The sequence below is a fragment of the Paenibacillus sp. FSL R5-0636 genome (assembly GCF_037974255.1).
Lineage (GTDB): Bacteria > Bacillota > Bacilli > Paenibacillales > Paenibacillaceae > Paenibacillus_AQ > Paenibacillus_AQ odorifer.
Genome location: NZ_CP150232.1, coordinates 3,894,977 through 3,911,779 on the forward strand (window position 1 = coordinate 3,894,977; position 16,803 = coordinate 3,911,779).

Annotated in this window: 15 protein-coding genes; 3 read left to right on the top strand and 12 right to left on the bottom strand. The window is 44.4% G+C overall.

Annotation, left to right across the window (positions count from 1 at the left end):
• Window positions 1-15: 15 nt before the first annotated feature.
• From MKX34_RS17780 to MKX34_RS17805, 6 genes are all read right to left on the bottom strand, one after another.
• Window positions 16-1,074 (bottom strand): GNAT family N-acetyltransferase, encoded by a 1,059-nt coding sequence (locus tag MKX34_RS17780; protein WP_051491525.1) that lies wholly within the window; start codon window positions 1,072-1,074, stop codon window positions 16-18.
• Between the two features lie 6 nt (window positions 1,075-1,080).
• A complete protein-coding gene (locus MKX34_RS17785) occupies window positions 1,081-2,547 on the bottom strand; it encodes a HAMP domain-containing sensor histidine kinase (protein ID WP_051491526.1) in 1,467 nt (488 codons plus the stop codon).
• Complete coding sequence (locus tag MKX34_RS17790) at window positions 2,544-3,242, bottom strand: response regulator transcription factor (RefSeq protein WP_036687642.1); 699 nt, start codon at window positions 3,240-3,242, stop codon at window positions 2,544-2,546. The genes MKX34_RS17785 and MKX34_RS17790 overlap by 4 nt, the downstream gene beginning before the upstream one ends.
• A complete protein-coding gene (locus MKX34_RS17795; RefSeq protein WP_235219555.1) occupies window positions 3,235-4,515 on the bottom strand; it encodes a hypothetical protein in 1,281 nt (426 codons plus the stop codon). Before MKX34_RS17795 ends, MKX34_RS17790 begins: the two co-directional genes overlap by 8 nt.
• 34 nt (window positions 4,516-4,549) lie before the next feature.
• Window positions 4,550-5,275: an ATP-binding cassette domain-containing protein gene (locus MKX34_RS17800; protein WP_036687647.1), complete on the bottom strand. Its 726-nt coding sequence runs from the start codon at window positions 5,273-5,275 to the stop codon at window positions 4,550-4,552.
• A 90-nt stretch (window positions 5,276-5,365) separates the two neighbouring features.
• Window positions 5,366-6,520 carry an MFS transporter gene (locus MKX34_RS17805; protein ID WP_076296769.1) on the bottom strand — a complete coding sequence of 385 codons (1,155 nt, stop codon included), beginning with the start codon at window positions 6,518-6,520 and terminating at the stop codon, window positions 5,366-5,368.
• Window positions 6,521-6,680: 160 nt separating this feature from the next.
• Here MKX34_RS17805 and MKX34_RS17810 point away from each other — a divergent pair, with 160 nt between their 5' ends.
• The 3 genes from MKX34_RS17810 to MKX34_RS17820 all read left to right on the top strand — a co-directional run bounded on the left by MKX34_RS17810 (window position 6,681) and on the right by MKX34_RS17820 (window position 9,198).
• Window positions 6,681-7,598 carry a helix-turn-helix domain-containing protein gene (locus tag MKX34_RS17810; protein WP_036687649.1) on the top strand — a complete coding sequence of 306 codons (918 nt, stop codon included), beginning with the start codon at window positions 6,681-6,683 and terminating at the stop codon, window positions 7,596-7,598.
• Window positions 7,599-7,634: 36 nt separating this feature from the next.
• A complete protein-coding gene (locus MKX34_RS17815) occupies window positions 7,635-8,381 on the top strand; it encodes an HAD hydrolase-like protein (RefSeq protein ID WP_076296520.1) in 747 nt (248 codons plus the stop codon).
• 109 nt (window positions 8,382-8,490) lie between these two features.
• Complete coding sequence (locus tag MKX34_RS17820) at window positions 8,491-9,198, top strand: DsbA family protein (RefSeq protein ID WP_036687653.1); 708 nt, start codon at window positions 8,491-8,493, stop codon at window positions 9,196-9,198.
• A gap of 142 nt (window positions 9,199-9,340) precedes the next feature.
• Here MKX34_RS17820 and MKX34_RS17825 read toward each other — a convergent pair whose 3' ends face one another.
• The 6 genes from MKX34_RS17825 to MKX34_RS17850 form a co-directional block, all read right to left on the bottom strand.
• Window positions 9,341-10,297: an ABC transporter ATP-binding protein gene (locus tag MKX34_RS17825; protein WP_076098781.1), complete on the bottom strand. Its 957-nt coding sequence runs from the start codon at window positions 10,295-10,297 to the stop codon at window positions 9,341-9,343.
• The gene (locus MKX34_RS17830; RefSeq protein WP_036687658.1) at window positions 10,287-11,273 is read right to left on the bottom strand and encodes an ABC transporter ATP-binding protein; all 987 of its coding nucleotides are present in this window, start codon (window positions 11,271-11,273) and stop codon (window positions 10,287-10,289) included. The genes MKX34_RS17825 and MKX34_RS17830 overlap by 11 nt, the downstream gene beginning before the upstream one ends.
• A gap of 1 nt (window position 11,274) precedes the next feature.
• Window positions 11,275-12,177 carry an ABC transporter permease gene (locus MKX34_RS17835; protein WP_080742512.1) on the bottom strand — a complete coding sequence of 301 codons (903 nt, stop codon included), beginning with the start codon at window positions 12,175-12,177 and terminating at the stop codon, window positions 11,275-11,277.
• A 36-nt stretch (window positions 12,178-12,213) separates the two neighbouring features.
• The gene (locus MKX34_RS17840) at window positions 12,214-13,176 is read right to left on the bottom strand and encodes an ABC transporter permease (protein ID WP_036687660.1); all 963 of its coding nucleotides are present in this window, start codon (window positions 13,174-13,176) and stop codon (window positions 12,214-12,216) included.
• A 75-nt stretch (window positions 13,177-13,251) separates the two neighbouring features.
• A complete protein-coding gene (locus MKX34_RS17845) occupies window positions 13,252-15,393 on the bottom strand; it encodes a peptide ABC transporter substrate-binding protein (protein ID WP_052097081.1) in 2,142 nt (713 codons plus the stop codon).
• Between the two features lie 541 nt (window positions 15,394-15,934).
• Window positions 15,935-16,801 (bottom strand): SDR family oxidoreductase, encoded by an 867-nt coding sequence (locus tag MKX34_RS17850; RefSeq protein ID WP_076098778.1) that lies wholly within the window; start codon window positions 16,799-16,801, stop codon window positions 15,935-15,937.
• Window positions 16,802-16,803 lie beyond the last annotated feature (2 nt).

Consider the following 16,803-nt stretch of genomic DNA (forward strand, 5'->3'; position numbering starts at 1 on the left):
AAAGAATTAATGATCTTATGAATTACGGCTAGCCGTCCATTCTCTGTCTAATATGCTCATTTCCACACAATCTACATAATGCTCTCCGAATAAAGCGGACTCACGTTGAACACCCTCCCGCTTAAAGCCAACAGCTTCATAAGCTTTCAGGGCAGCTGTATTGAAATCGAAAGCGCCTAGAGACAGACGATGCAGGTCCAGACCTTCAAATCCAATTCGAAGCATTTCTTGCATCACCCGTTTACCAATGCCTCTACCTTGAAACTCAGGGTCCACTACTACCCTCCCGATACGTGCAGAACGATTAACCCGGTCAATGGCAGAAAAGCTAATATGGCCCACTACCTGCTGCGTAGCTTCCTGAATTGCACAGAAGATAAGGCGATCGGATAAGCCTGGATGATTAGCATCCGTTAAGTATTTAACAAGCTGCTCATCGTCTAAAGGATAAGTAAGCGAAGGTCCTGCCCACTGCTTCAGATACTCTGGAGAAACACTCCAGCGCTTTAAGTGTTCAAAATCAGATTCTGATATAAACCTGAGGATCAGACGGTCTGACTCAGCACTCTCCTCAAAATGTTCATATAAGTTCACTAAACGACCATTTCCCATATCGTTAGTGCCCATGTAGTGAAAACCCATGCTCTGATAATAACGATTGAGCTTAATGTTATGTGCCACAGTGTCAAACCTAAGACTCTTACAGCCTAGATCTTTGGCTAGCACTACTGCATATTTAAGCATTTGCTGTCCAAGTCCTCGGCCGCGGTGGGAGTCTTTCACAGCCAATCGGTGCAAATAAGCGTAGGACTCATCATTTTTACTGCCCCAGTACTGTGGATCACTGAATTGCAACGTGAACATGCCAACTACAGCCCCATCGTCAAGGGCTAAATAAACATGTCTGTCAGCGAAATATCCTGCAATATCGGTCTCATTAAATTGTCCGGGTGTCCATTGGTTAATCCCGTTACGCTCCATCCATCCTGCCGCTTCTTGCAACAGCCTCAAGATGTCGTTAACCCGATCAGGCTCTCCACGAACTATACGGATCGAATTCTTCGTTATCCCCATCTCAGGTCACGTCTCCCAATCATCTAATTCAGGAAAGGTAGCTGTAATTTGAGTTACCTCATCTGAGTTAACTTCCGGCTGTGGTTCAGTAAGAGGCAAGATGACGGTTACTTCCGTTCCCTTTCCAAGCTCACTTGCCATATCAAGTGTCCCATTATGAAGTTCTACAATCTGCTGTGAGATCGCTAACCCCAAGCCTGTTCCTCCATTAAGTGCATCCACTTGAAAGAAACGGTCCTTAACTCTGGATATATGCGCTTCACTAATCCCTATCCCGCTATCTCGTACCATAATCGCTGTTTCTGTAGCAGACAGCCTCTTTGCTGACAATTCAATACTGGAATCTTCATGTGAGAATTTCACTGCATTGTCTACCAAGTTCAAGAATACCTGTTTTAATCGATTGGCATCCCCTTTAACAAAGATCGCGTCTTCACATTCCAGCAGCAGATGAATTCGTTTCTTTTCCGCTTTAGCCCAAACATTCAGTATCGTCTCTTGTAGCAGTACCTTTACATCTACAACCCCAATCGACAGCTTCATTTGGTTCTGCTGCAGCTTAGAAAAGTCGAGAATTTCCTCCACCAGCCCAATCAGACGTTCACTTTCTTTGGAGATGATGCTGACTCCAAGTTTTGTCTCCTCCGGATCATACCCGCCGGAAACCAAGGTTTCGCTCCAGCCCTTGATACTTGTAAGAGGTGTCCGCAGCTCGTGAGAAATGGACGAGATAAAATCATCCTTAATCTGATTGCTGCGCACAATTTCCTGAGCCATATAATTCAGCGTTGAAGCCAAATCACCAATCTCAAATTTATAGTCTCCCTTAATCCGTACGTTGAATCTCCCCTTGGCCATCTGCGCTGAAACTGCCGTAATATTATTCAGCGGCTTCACAATCGAATTGGCCAGTCCGAAGCTAAACCCAACAACTACAGCCATAACAGCTGCAGCAATAGCAGTAGACAATAAGGTAAGATTAAGCAAATCATTATTGATTTCTTCTAGTGAAGTAATATACCTTAGGACATACTTATCCTGTCCATGAATCTGCAGCATTTTGGAAACCGCCATTACGCTCTCATTCGTGCCTGCCTGACGCCCTACCCAGCGTCCAACGCTGCCGCCAACGGCTTCTGGTACATCACTGGTCGTAATGGTCCGATCCGGCTGAAAGCCAGTGGAACTAGTGATGATATCCCCATTTAGCGATAAGATTTCCAGCTCCGTCTTGCTCAATGAGAACCTCTCCAGTACTTCTTGTAGCAGATAGATGCTATTATCGCTTGGTATCATGTTCTTTTGAAAAAACGACTCTGAAACAGAAATGTGATTTTTAATCTTGCTGTATACACTGTCATAATAATATGTTCTGATGGCCAGCAGGAAGATAACTTCTACGAGGAGAAGCGCCAAAAAAACTACAAGAATGTAGTGCAGAACAATCTGTCTGCGCATCCCCTTCTTAATCATTGTCCTTGGCCTTTCCATCTATATCCGTGCCCCCATACAGTCTGCAAAAATTCCGGTTCCGAAGGATTGTTCTCAATCTTCTGGCGTAAGCGCCGGATATTTACATCTACAATTTTGGGATCACCCATATACTCCTTGCCCCACACATGATCCAACAGAAGATCGCGGCTAAGTGGAGTGTTTTCTTTTTCAAGAAAGAATTGAATCAGAGAGAACTCCGTAGGCGTCAGTTCAATGGCTACATTATCACGTTTGAATTGTTTGGTAATAAGATCCAAGCTGAAAGGCCCCGAATGAAAAGAAACCTTGGCCGACTGTTCACGATGCACATTTACTCGGCGCAGCAAAGATTGAATACGTGCAATTAGCTCCGTTGGGCTAAATGGCTTACTAACATGATCATCTGCACCTACGGACAAAGCGTAAACTTTATCCTGCTCCTGAACCTTGGCGGTAAGAAAAATAATTCCCAAGCGTTCATTAGTCTCCCTAATCCGTCTACAAACTTCAAATCCATCAATGCCGGGAACCATAACATCCAATAACGCAATATCAATATCAGGTATAGTGGTTAATTTATGCAATGCTTCATTTCCGTCAGCAGCCTCCAGTACTTCGAACCCATTACGCTTCAAATTAATGACTATGAAACTGCGAATGGACTCTTCATCTTCCAATATCAGAACTTTACTCATCTATTCCCTTCCTTTCAATAGGGGAGGCAATCTTATTGCTTCCTTCTTTTGTTGTACTTTGTTCTAGCTCACCACGGTAGCCGATGACTTTATCTGAATCCCGCCCAAGCAGCTCCCAGCCTTCATTCTTAGCCTTATCCCATTCCGAAGGAGAAAAGAAGGAAACCTCAGCAAACGTCTCTCCGGTGTCGGTCATGATGAACTTAAGGTTTTTATCCAGAACAGATTTCGTGTCAATACTTACCTTTCCATGCAGCTCTGGATCAAAATTAATAGTAAAGCGATCCGATGGATCACGATATAGCTGGACTGCAAAGGTTAGGCCATCTTTTCCATCCCATTTATAATAGGAGGTGAAATAAGGAATATCTGCGGGGTCGAAATACTCCCATCCTTTTGGCGCTTCAAGCAATCCAACTTCAATAATGCCATCATGATCAATATCTTCGCTTGCAATCAGACGATCTTTGTAAGTCCTCGTATCACCTGGCAAAACCACGCGCAGCTTGTTATGCTCCATAAGAACAATTAAACTGTAGGCGGATTGGAAATCCACCGAAGCGTCCAATACGATTCCTTCTTTATCTTTGGCAATCTTTCCTGCGACAATATTGTAATAATTAAAAAAATACGGATCGATATCCTCGATCTTATCGAGCACCTTAAAGCCATCATTGTACTGATAGATCGAAATGGTTGCAAATTCATTTCTTTTAAAATAAACAACGGTGATGTCTTCAATTCCATCCTTGTTAAGATCATCAATCATATATTTGGTGTAAGGAAGTGAAAGCACTTCTTCTAATGATCCACTGGAATAGCTATACACGACGAGGCCTTTTTCTTCCCCGCGTGAATAACCTGTAATGATATTCAGCTTCCCGTCACCTGTCATATCTTTCAGATCGACGGACTCCAGCATAGTTCCATCCCCATCAAAAACAAGCTTTTTGACCCAGGCATCTCCTTGCTTCTCTAAGATCATCCCGTGAATCTCTACAGCTTCGCTTGGCGTTCTATAGAACACCAACGACTCCATAATTCCATCGTTATTGAGATCCTCTGTGAAAATTGAGCTCTCATCATTAACCGGACGGATCAACTCCGTACCCGCTGGAATATGTGAATTAATAGCAGCCATAAGTGTTGCTTTGTCAGCAGACAGCTGCGGAGCTTTCATCTTCGAAACGGGATCACTGATGAAAGTACAACCCGAAAGTACGGATAACGACAGTGTTGCAGCTGCCAGGCACCTAAGACTTTTTATACTCAACCTCATCACTCTTTTCCTTATCCGTGTCCGAACTTTACAAATTCGCGCGTTCCTGAGACGTTAATCTACGTCCCTTTATATCATGCTTAATTCGCCCATCTTCTAGTACCCATATACGTGAAGCGAAACGTTCAGCCAGTTCAATAGGCAGCACCGTCACTACGGTAAGCCCCGTCTCTTTACATAGTCTGCGCAAAGTTTCCAATACACTCTCTGCCGATTTGGGATCAAGACCCGTAACCGGTTCATCCGCTAGAATTACTTTGGCACCATGAGTTAATGCTCTAGCAATCGCTACACGCTGACGTTCACCACCGCTTAGCTGGCTAGTCTTCATCTTCGCTTTATCTAGAAGTCCAAGGGCATCTAATTCATCCATCGCACCCATATAATCATCTGAACGAACCATCCCTGTAACCATACGCCACATTGGCGTCTGTGCGGACTGGCCGATCAGCACGTTTTTCAGCGCTGTGCGGTTAGGATTGAGCTCAGCATTCTGCTCCAGGTAAGCCCACTCCCGGCGAATTTTTCTTTTTCCGGAAAAGGCACTCGCCATAATATCCGTACCGTCCACTCTAAAATTCCCTCTGTCCCACTTCTCTCGCAGCGCTAAACAGCGTAATAAAGTGGTCTTACCGCTCCCACTCGCTCCAAGTATGGCTACGAGCTCACCCGGCTCTAATTGAAATCCTATATCCTGCAGGACCGGATTTTTGTCTTCCCCAACTGCCTTGGCTAAGTGTTCAACTGTGATCATAGTTCAGCCTCTCCCTGTCTTCATCTATAATCTATAGTGTACTCTGAATGTGAGTTCAATTTCCATGCGAGCACTCGTTCTTATCTTACCTCAATTTCTAGGTTGTGGCGAGAATAATAACCCAAGCAAGCCGAACACGATATATAAACCACCCATTAGGGCAAAAATACCGCCGCTTAAGCCCACTTGCAGCAACAAACCACCAATGCCGGGACCAATAATACTGCCAATACTAAAATGGAAAGAAGCAACCACATTGGCAGCAGGCAGTAGATGTCGTGGCAAAATATCCGCGGCCAGACTTAGCCCTAATGAGAAAAAGGAGCCCACTAGTCCTCCTGCGATCATCAGAAGCACCATTGTCAGCGTAAAATGGTCACCTGCCAGCGGCAACATAGTGAAGGCGATCCCGCCTCCGATCCCGGCAATAATCAGTACCCGCTTGCGGCCAAACTGGTCGCTCCACAGACCTAATGGAAACTGCAGAAGCAGTCCTCCGATCCCCGCAAAAGGCAATAACGCTGCAATTTGATCTGTGCTGTAACCGATACGCAGACCATATACCGGAAAGCTGCTATTTAAGCTGGCTTCCATAAAGCCATATAAAAGGGCTGGAATTAAAGCGAACCAGGCTAAGCTGTAACAACGACCGAAACGGCGAACCTGACTTTCACCACTCTCCGCTTTATCTGGCCGGGAATCCGGCAGAATTGTAGTCACAAGAATTAAGACTAACAAAAATAGAAATGCGAGAACAATAAAAGGCACTGCCTGTCCATAACGCAGCAGACTTATCCCAAGTGGACCCAAGCTGAAACCCAGACCATAGGACATGCCATATAGTGAAAGATTACGTCCGCGATGCTCGGCAGGTGTCATGAGCAGAACCCAAAGCTGGGCCCCGTAATTAATCGCAGCATCGCCCACACCCACAAGCAGACGCAATACAAACCATACCTTGATCCCTGTAAAAAAGGGAAACATGAGCAAGCTTACTAAGACTAAACTAATCCCACCTGCTATCAATTTTTTAAATCCAACCGCTCCAAGAACACGTTCAGCAATCAAGGTCATCCCAAATGATCCTATGTATAGGGCAGCAGCATTCAGTCCGTTCAGTGACGAGGAGACTCCTTTTTGCTCCAAAAGAATGGATAGAATGGGCAGCAACAGCCCTTGGCTAAGCCCCGCGGCTATAGTAGCTGTAATAAGAATCATGAAAGTCATTTTGCTATTACTTCGTATAGATACTTTAAGCCGGTCTGACACGGATGATATCCCCCTATAATAAAAACAATGATGTAATGTAACGCCAATTGGCAAACACCGAACATTATAGTGGACAACCCTCTTCAAAACAAGAGATAATATGTAGAAGTTACGGATTTCTGGGGGTGCATGTTACATGGATTACGAATTAAAAATCGACGTATCGCCGGTTTATGAACTGCTGGACAGTTTTATGATATATGTAACCAGAAAATGGATCTCCAATTTGGACCTCGGTCCCCACTGGGTAAGTGATGTGGAAGATCGCATTACTCCTCATAAAGTAACAGCTCTCATGCAAGCTGCGGAGTGGCCATTTACGGATTATGATGTGTTATATGCTTGGGTTTACAGCCGAGGGCCCGCAACGTCAGTACTGCATTTCCTGGATGATCTGGATTCAGCTTCTATAGAAGAGTGTTATCAGCAGATCGCACCGTTAATTCATGATTTCACCATAGATGAAGCTTCCCGGATCAAGAGCAGCTATAGTCCGCTTCTTAGACTCTGGTATGAGCAATATTTCCGTCATGTTGAACACAAGATTTTACCGTTATTAATTGAAGATGCCTCTGAGAAAAAAATGCTGGAAAGCAAAATGGATCCTATTTCTTTAATTGAATACGCATCCGGTGGTGTAGTTTTCGAGGATATACGGGATCTTAAGACTATAGTATTATTGCCTACCGTTCATAATCGACCAATCAACACCTACTGCTTCTACAAAACTATGGTGATTGTACAGTATCCTGTAGATGTGCCATTGGAAGATGAAAATGAGCCACCGATGGTGCTATTGCGCATGACCAAGGCGCTGTCAGATCCAACCAGACTCCGATTGCTTCGGTATGTCGCCCATGAACCCAAATCTTTATGGGAGATGCAGTCCGATCTAAATCAATCCAGAGAAATGCTTATGCATCACCTAATGATCCTACGCGTAGCCGGTTTACTCCGTATCCATCTTCGCGGGGAACAAGACGAGCGCTTCAGTATCCGTCCAGACGGCGCTTCTGAGCTTCAAATGTTTCTAGAATCTTATATTCACCTATAGAACACTATACAGATACAGATCCAAGGAGTGAGAGATATGAAATACACAACTCAACAGGTAATTTTCGATCTAGATGATACGCTGGTTCACTGCAACAAATATTTCGATTTAATTTTAGGGCAATATTTCGAGCTCATGACTGATTGGTTTAATGAATTTGGCCCAAGCACCAGTGAATTACGCAGCAAGCAAATAGAAATTGATGTTGATACCGTCAACACGAGTGGCCTGGCCAGCGACAACTTTCCCAAATCCTTAATCGCCACCTACCGTTATTTCTGCGGCAAATATAACCGTCCGACAGATCGCTTTCAAGAGCAGCAATTACACAAGCTCGGCCTAAGTGTCTATGACCAAGAAATTGAAGCTTACCCTGGCATGGTTGAAACACTCGATACGCTGAAGCAAGAGGGTCACCATTTATTCTTGTATACTGGCGGGGACGACACCATTCAGCAACGTAAAATTGAACAAATGAAGCTGGATGCTTATTTTGACGATCGTATCTATATTCGGAAGCATAAAAATGTTGAGGCACTTGAAAATATTTTGGCTACCCAAAGCTTTGACCGCAAACGTACCTGGATGATTGGCAACTCGTTACGTACAGATGTACTTCCCGCAGTTACCGCAGGCATTAACAGTATCTACCTGAAGCAACAAAATGAATGGAGCTATAACCTTATCGAGCTGGAGCAGGAGATGCAGCAAGCCGTAATGACTATTTCGTCCATCCACGAGGTGCCTCCTGTCATTCGCTCAGCCGCTATATACAAAAACTAATAATCTAGCTACAACGTTGCGTAGCATTGTTACAAATGACATATCTACACTACCTACTGGATGATTATACTATTTTTATAGTATTCCTATATTATCTAGGAGGTGAGATATGAATAAGAAAGTGTCAGCTAAACAATCTCAGACCAAAAGACCTTTGCTTCCCATGATATTAGGTGTCGTTGTTGTAATCCTTCTCGCTGTAATTGTTTTCATCTTAAGCAATAAGACTGATGATACAGCAGATCTACCCAACTACACCGACGTAAAGGGAAGCATTGTTGTTGATGGGCTGAAATATGAGAAGCAACCTCATCTTGGAAGTCCTGATGCCAAAGTTAAAGTTATCGAATTCGCAGATTTCAAATGTCCCGCCTGCAAAATGTGGACTGAAAAGTATCTGGATACTTTTATTAAAGACTACGTGGATACCGGAAAAGTGGAACTTTTCTTCATGAACTTTGCATTTTTGGACCGGGACTCTTATCTTGCTGCTAGCGCCGGCGAAGCCATCTACAAACAAAGTAACGAGAAGTTCTGGGAATACCTTCATAAGCTGTACGCTAATCAAGGCGATGAGAGCGAAATTTGGGCCACTCAGAAATTCATTCTAAAATTCGTTAAGAATAACATCGAGGGCATTGATTACGCTCAATTTGAAACAGATCTCAAGAATCATACCTACATGTTCGATGTAAAAGAAGACTTTAAGATCGCTGGTTCCTACGGAGTGAACGGTACTCCTAAATTTATGGTGAACGGAGTGCTGCTTCAGGATTCTTCCTATGAAGGGTTAGCAGCAGCGATTGACAAGCAGTAAGCAGCCTTTAACTTGTGCCCTATAAGCTGTTCACTTTGAAAAAAGCGACCTTCTTACAGGGCTTTTTTGTGTCTATGAATTAAAAAAGATGACTTCTGTGATATACAGAAGTCATCTGCTGATTACTTAATTAAGCCACTGCTTATTCTACCAAATGACACACGGCACTATGGCCTTCTGACACGATTTTCCGTTCAGGCTTGACAGCCATACATACATCCGAGGCAAAAGAACACCGCGGATGAAAAGTGCAGCCACTTGGTGGATTGAGCGGTGATGGCACCTCGCCTTGAATCGATACCATCTGCTGCTTCTGCTCCACACTATCCGGAATCTTCAAAATCGAATTTAGCAAAACCTGCGTGTAAGGATGCGTAGGTTTCTTGAACAATTCATCCGCCGGAGCCTGCTCAACCACCTCTCCTAAATAAAGAACCGCGATATCATCACTCAAATACTCCACTACTGCCAAATTATGCGAAATAAAGATATAAGTCAGGTTAAATTCCTTCTGCAAATCCTTTAGTAGTTGAATGACTTGAACCTGAATAGATACATCCAATGCGGACACCGGTTCATCACAAATAAGCAATTTGGGATTCAGTGACAACGCTCTGGCAATTCCAACCCGCTGCAACTGTCCACCTGACAGTTCATGCGGATAAGCGTATTGGACTTCAGAAGGCAAACCGACCCGCTCAAGAAGTTCGAGCACACGCTCATGCCGGCTTACTTTAGTTCCAATTTTGTGGATAGCCATTGCATCTTCAATAGCGTCTCCTACCGTCATTCTCGGGCTAAGGCTCGCCTTGGGATCCTGGAAAATAATTTGCATATCACGGCGCATCGCCCGTAGCTTCTCTTTATTTGCCTTTGATAGTTCAACGTCCTCAAAAAATATTTTTCCTTTGTCAGATTCGAGTAGACGCAAAACCATTCTCCCCAAGGTTGATTTTCCTGAGCCACTTTCCCCAACAAGCCCCAATGTTTTCCCTGCTTCCAGAGTAAAAGAAACATTCTCGATGGCATGCAGCTTTTTTCCTTGTACCCGAAAAGTTTTTGAGACATTCTCTACGCGCAAGAGCGGATTATTGGGCATAGGAAGCGACCTCCTCAGCATGATGGCAGGCGATCTGATGATCGGTGCTAAAATCTCGAAGCTTGGGAACCTCATTCTGACACCGCTCAGTTGTATAGAAGCAACGATCGGCAAATGGGCAGCCGGTCAATGTCTGTGTAAGTGTCTTTGCCGTCTTTGGAATAGGCATTATTTCTTTTCCCTTGTGGCCCACTTCGATAATGGAGCGTTTCAATCCAAGTGAATAGGGATGCGCCGCCTCACTTATGAACTTGTCCGTAGTGGCTTTCTCCATGATTTGGCCCCCGTACATCACGATGATTTTGTCACAAAAGTTGGTCGCAAGGCCAAAATCATGCGTTACCATCACTACGCTCATCCCATGTTTTCTGCGCAATTCCTGCAATAGTGCAAGAATCTGCATCTGCACTGTGACATCAAGTGCGGTTGTTGGCTCATCGGCAATCAATAATTGCGGTTCACATGCCAAAGCAATAGCAATCATGATTCGTTGGCGCATTCCCCCGGAAAATTCGTGAGGATAACTTTTAAACCGTGATTTGGGATCCGGAATCCCCATTTCATGCAAGAGCTGAATAGTTCGGTCAAAAGCTTCCTTCCGGTTTGCATATTGATGCGTCAGCATGGCTTCCATTATTTGATCCCCGATACGCATGATCGGGTTCAAACTGGTCATCGGATCTTGAAAAACAACGCCGATGTCACGTCCACGAATATCTTCTAATTGTTTGGGACGCATTTTAAGTAAGTCCTTACCATTAAACTGAGCTGTCCCCGATGTTATTTTTCCATTTTCGCGAATGAGCCCAATTGATGACATCAATGTAACGGACTTGCCGGAGCCACTTTCACCAACAATCCCCAAGGATTCATTTTCATTGATTGAAAAACTAACGCCGTTTACGGCATAAACTTCATCTTCACTGCGGGAGAACTTCACATGAAGGTCATCAATAGAAAGTAGCGGTTCACCCATATTAATTGCCTCCTTTCGGACTGAATGCTTCCTGGAGACCGTCTGCTACAAACAGAAACGAAAGCAAGGTTATTGCAAAGATACCTGCCGGAAAATACAGCAGCCACGGAAAGCCGAGAATATTCTCACTGGCTTGAGCAATCATACTCCCAAATGAAGGGATTGGCGGCCGAAGCCCCATGCCAAAAATACTTAAGCCTGCAATCTGGATGAGATCACCGGGAATCCCGAAGGCAAGAGAGACACCCATACTGCCGATAACATTCGGCAACATATACCTTCTAGCAATATGCGCCTGAGATGCGCCTAACGCTCTTGCCGCTTCCACCATCTCCCCGTCCCGCATACTCAGGACCAGACTTCGGATCAAGCGCGCATACCCCGCCCAGCCCGGAATCCCAATCGCTAGAATCAAAGATAAATACCCACGTCCCAGCATAATGACTAATATCAAGGCGAACAAAAATCCCGGCAAGGTCATCATGAAATCCACAGCACGCATAATAATCATATCGGCAATTCCGCCGCGCAATCCGGCCCATAAGCCCAATATGATCCCGATGATGAAGCTGACCAAAGTCGCGCCAAAGGCAATAATCAAAGCGCTTCGAACACTGAACAAGATCTGGCTGAACATGTCATGCCCCACATTATCCGTGCCAAAAATATGCTGCCATGTCGGCCCTTGATTGATGGCCAAAAAATCTCCCGTGCGATAATCATACGGAGCCACCCAAGGTCCGATAATCCCCGCGATCAAAAAAAGGACAACCCAGACCAAACCAATAACGGCAAGACGATGTCTTTTAAATCGCTTCCAACCTTGATAAAACTGGGATCTCTGAAGATTCTTTTTTCTCTTCAAAGCTACATCCGATTGAGTTGCTGCAACTGTGCCAGCCAATTGCTCCCCCTCCTAGGTTCGTATAGTCTGTGCCGCTTATAATCTGACACGCGGATCAATAAAGGCATAAATAATGTCAACAAGTAAATTCATAATCATAATCATGGATCCCAGCAGAAATACAGATGTGATGGCGAGCGGATAGTCGAAACTGGTAAATGCCGTCTGCATCACCTGACCAAGCGCTGGAATGGCGAAAATTTGCTCCACCCAGATCGTGCCCATCACTGTAAAAGCAAATTGAGGTCCGATGACGGTTATCATCGCTGTCAGCGAATTTTTGACACCATGCTTAAAAATCATCGGCCAATATTTGACGCCCTTAGCTTTTGCGGTCCGCATAAAATCCGACCTCATGGTTTCGATCAGACTGCCCCGCATATATCTGGCCACAACACCGACATTTGCCGCAGATAAACAAATAATCGGCAAAATTGCTTGCCTCCAGTGACCCCATCCCGTTACAGGCAGAATCCCTTGAAACACAACACCAAATAACAAAACCATAATCACCGCGAGAACAAATGCCGGAATGGCCTGACCCGTCAATGAGATGGTGCTTACAACATAATCGATCCAAGTGTTACGTTTGAGTGCTGCAATAATGCCAAGCGGAACCCCGATAATTACCGAAAGAACAACAGAACCAAATGCCAAAAGTGTACTGATCGGCAAAGCCTGCTTCAGTTGAGTCGCAATTTGCAAAGACGGATTCTGCATCGAATTACCGAAATCAAAGGTTAATTGATGCCATATATACTTCATGATTTGCTGCCACAGCGGTAAATTTAAACCATACCGGCTTTGAAATTGGTCCATGACTTGCTGATAGAGAACAGGGTTTTGCCCTTGCAGCGGAGCCAGTGCCGTAGCCATGGTATTCGTATTCATGAAACCGCCAGGTGAATAATACATCATGGTATAGCTGACTGAAATGACCAAAATTAAAGTGATAATGATTTGTAAAATGCGCTTTGAAATAAATTTCAATATGGTCAAATTCGACCCTCCTTTACCGATTCACGGGCACCATAATTGGCGCCCGCGATTGGTAATTATTCAACCCATTTAGGATTATTCTACAGATAAAAGATGCAGCCCATAGAAGTTGCCCCATGCCCAAGGATTTGATTGCACTCCTGTAATGCCGGGTTTTACCAAGAAGTATTGCTGTTGATAATACAACGGAATAGCATAAGCTTCTTCTAGCAGGTTATTAACTACCTTAGCCGCGATAGGAGCAGCGTCTTCGACGGTCAGCGCATTTACGAATTGCGCTTGCCACATTCTCAAATCTCTTAAGGTATCGGATTGATAACCGTTGTAGTATACCTGTACATCAAGTGCATTTTGATTCAACTTGCCACCTGGCGCGTTTGGTGCTACGAAGGTCCAAGCGGTTACAAAGGCGGCATGTTTTTCATCGTTATTTTTAGCATTTTTCCAAAGATCTACAATCTGTTGCCATTGTTCAGCGGCCGTTGGAAGCCCCGGTTGTTTCAGATAAGGCTGCCAATCCGCCGGTTGCTCTGCTGTCCATTTATCCAAAAAGGCGATATCCTCTTTGGCAGCTTTTTCTAATGCTGCCCAGTCGCTCCATTCCACACCGGCGTTCTTATTGTCCGGATCTCCATATTTTTTAATGGCCGGTTTATAATAAGTTTCCTTGGTCCAATCCACGAATTGTTTCGTAGCTTCTAATGGAGCATCCAGCGTTCCTATGGAATATAGTTGCTGCGTTGCACCCATGTCCAAACTTCCTGGTTCACTCCAGTTTGTTGCGCCCGACGCCAGAATAAAGCCTGGTTTTGCATCGCCCTGAGGTCCGCTGTACTGATAAGCGTTAAACTGCGCCTCATTGAGCTGAACTAGCTCTGTTTTGATACCAAGATTTTGTTGCAGTAATTGACCTAACGCCAAAGCGATTTGCTCACCCTGAGCATCTACTTGCTTGACCCCAACATACAGCGATAAGGTTGGCAGACCTTTACCGCCTTCATAACCGGCATCCTTCAATAATTGTTTGGCTGCCTCGAGATCTTCCGGAAGTCCTTGCTCCAGTTTTTCCGTTGGCCAACCTGGTGAAGCAAAGATATTGGTCGCCCCGCCCATGCCGTTCAGCACCGATTCTACGATCGGTTTACGTTGGATCGCTTTGGCGATAGCCTGGCGCACCTCTTTTTTGTCATATGGAGATTCCGTTGTCGGGTTGCTCCAGAGCAAATATTTGATCGCATAAGTCGCTGCAGTATACAACTGGGACTTTAGCTCATCCGTTTTCTTCACGTATTGTAAATCAGACGCGCTTTGGATTAGAACAACATCCGCATGGCCGGACATATAATCCTCCACCGGCACGGTTGTTGCCGGAAGAACATGGATGGTCTCTACATTGCCGTGATTAAGCTGGCCAGCTGCACCTACATAATTCGGATTGCTCACCATGACGAGTTCACCGTTTGGTGTAAAAGATTTAACCATGTAAGGGCCATTGCTCACAAAATTCCCCGGTTCAAACCACTTACCAGGGTTCGCTTCGACCGCTTTAGGATTCATAGGCATCGACCCGGAAAGAACCATATCACCCAGAATCGCGTGAGGCAGCGTGGTCGTAATTTCCAGAGTGTAATCATCAACTACTTTTAGACCAACTTCTTCTTTACTTACAGATCCGGCATGGTATGCATATCCGTTCTTCACAAAATTAAGCACGCTTAGCCAAAGTTGTGCGGTTGTGTTAGCTGGATCCAATTGATACATATAAGAAAAATAAAAATCATGGGCGGTCACAGGATCGCCGTTAGACCATTTGGCATCTTTACGGAGGGTAAATGTCCAAGTTTTTTTGTCGTCGGAGACGGTATAACCTGTCGCAATTTTCGGAACGATTTCATTATCCTGATTGTAGCCATAAAGCCCTTCGAGCAAAGTTCCTTGCCCTACCAGAATTTGTCCTTGCCATTGTGTAGGATCAAGCGTCGGGATCTTTGGATTGAAAACGGTTACCGAACTTCCCGCCTTAATTTCAAGATCAGCAGCACCTTCATTCTTAACTGCCGTTTGACCCACATCACTGGTTGCTTTTACCGAAGTATTGCTATTGCCTGCAGCATTTTTACCGTTCTCATTGGCACTATTAGAGGAATTACTGCAAGCAGTCACAGATAACAAAGAAAATGACAGAAGTAGAGCTAAGAACGCGTTCTTTTTTTTCATCCTCAAGTGAACCCCCTCGTACATAGTCATGAATCTAAAAAATAACATTTTATTTTTTGTTATCTATGATGTTATCCTTCACCTTCTCATGTTTTGCCCCCCTAAATTTAAACTCAGATGTTTGTTTGTGAACTTTCGAATGTCTTCTTTTGAATTTCACTTAGAAAACTAAGAGTAATCGCTTACATTCTAAAATTTTCCACAAAGATTGTCAAGAAAAAATGTTACGTTAGTTAGCATAACTCGTTATAATTAATATAACTTATTTGTTGAATATGAATTTTTCGTTAATATTTTATTAGCTTTTTTAGTGTTATTTCGTAAATAACACTAACTTATTGACGAATTTTAGCTTATTTCTTGTAATGCTGTTATAAACGCTATAGAAGAACAAGTTCTATGAGTTCCATAGAACATAATAAAAAGAGTGTATCCCAGCAGTCATTTTATGACCTTTGGGATACACTCTGAACCATTGAGATATGGGAATCGGAATAAAATACTGCTATCGATACAAAATCAGAATAGGTGGACTCCGCCTCTACCGGAAATTATCTACACACTCATGTAGAAAGGCGTCTAGTGTGCGTGGATCTCTGCCGAGCAAACGCTTCACAGTGTCATTTGGACTTTCTGGCACCATCCTAGACATGGTTTGAATTTCCACAACGTGGTTCGCGAGCCAAGGAGGCAGATTCCCATGCTCAATAAGATTACGGAGTAGTACTTGAGGTTCCATGTTGATGTAACTTATCGGCCGATTAAGCAGGGCAGATAGTCGACTCGCGATCTGGGGATAACTGAAAATCTCCGAACCAGTAAGCGTATATATATGGCCTGATACCTTGTCGTTGGTCAGAGCTTCTGCGGCAACGTCTGCAATATCGCGACAGTCAATAAAGTTACACGGTGAAACGCCCATAGAGCCGAAGAAAACATTTTGGGTTGTGATCGTTGGTGCAAAGCGCATTAAATTTTGCATGAACGCATAAGGGCGCAATACGGTATGGGTGATACCCGATTCCCTCAACGTGTTCTCAATTACTTGATGCCAGCCCGCCACTGCCACTGGAGAGCTCTGCTCAAAGGCTGGACTGGATATTTTTACGATGTGTTTGATTCCAGATTCGGTGGCAATCTGAATGATTGAGGTTTCCAATTCGATTTGTCTTGGACTGTTGGACATGGCAAGGAAGAGCTGGCTAGCACCTGTAAACACGCGTCGCAGCGATTCAGGATCGGAAGCATCTACCCTTGCGACCTCAGTAGTCGATCGGCCTTTCTCTCCGATTTGATCACGCAACTTCTCTGGCTCTCTGCTCAGCGCCCTGACAGGTACACCAAGATCAACCAAACGTTCCAAAAGCGCACTTCCAATCGTACCTGTTGCTCCCATAATAACTATCATTT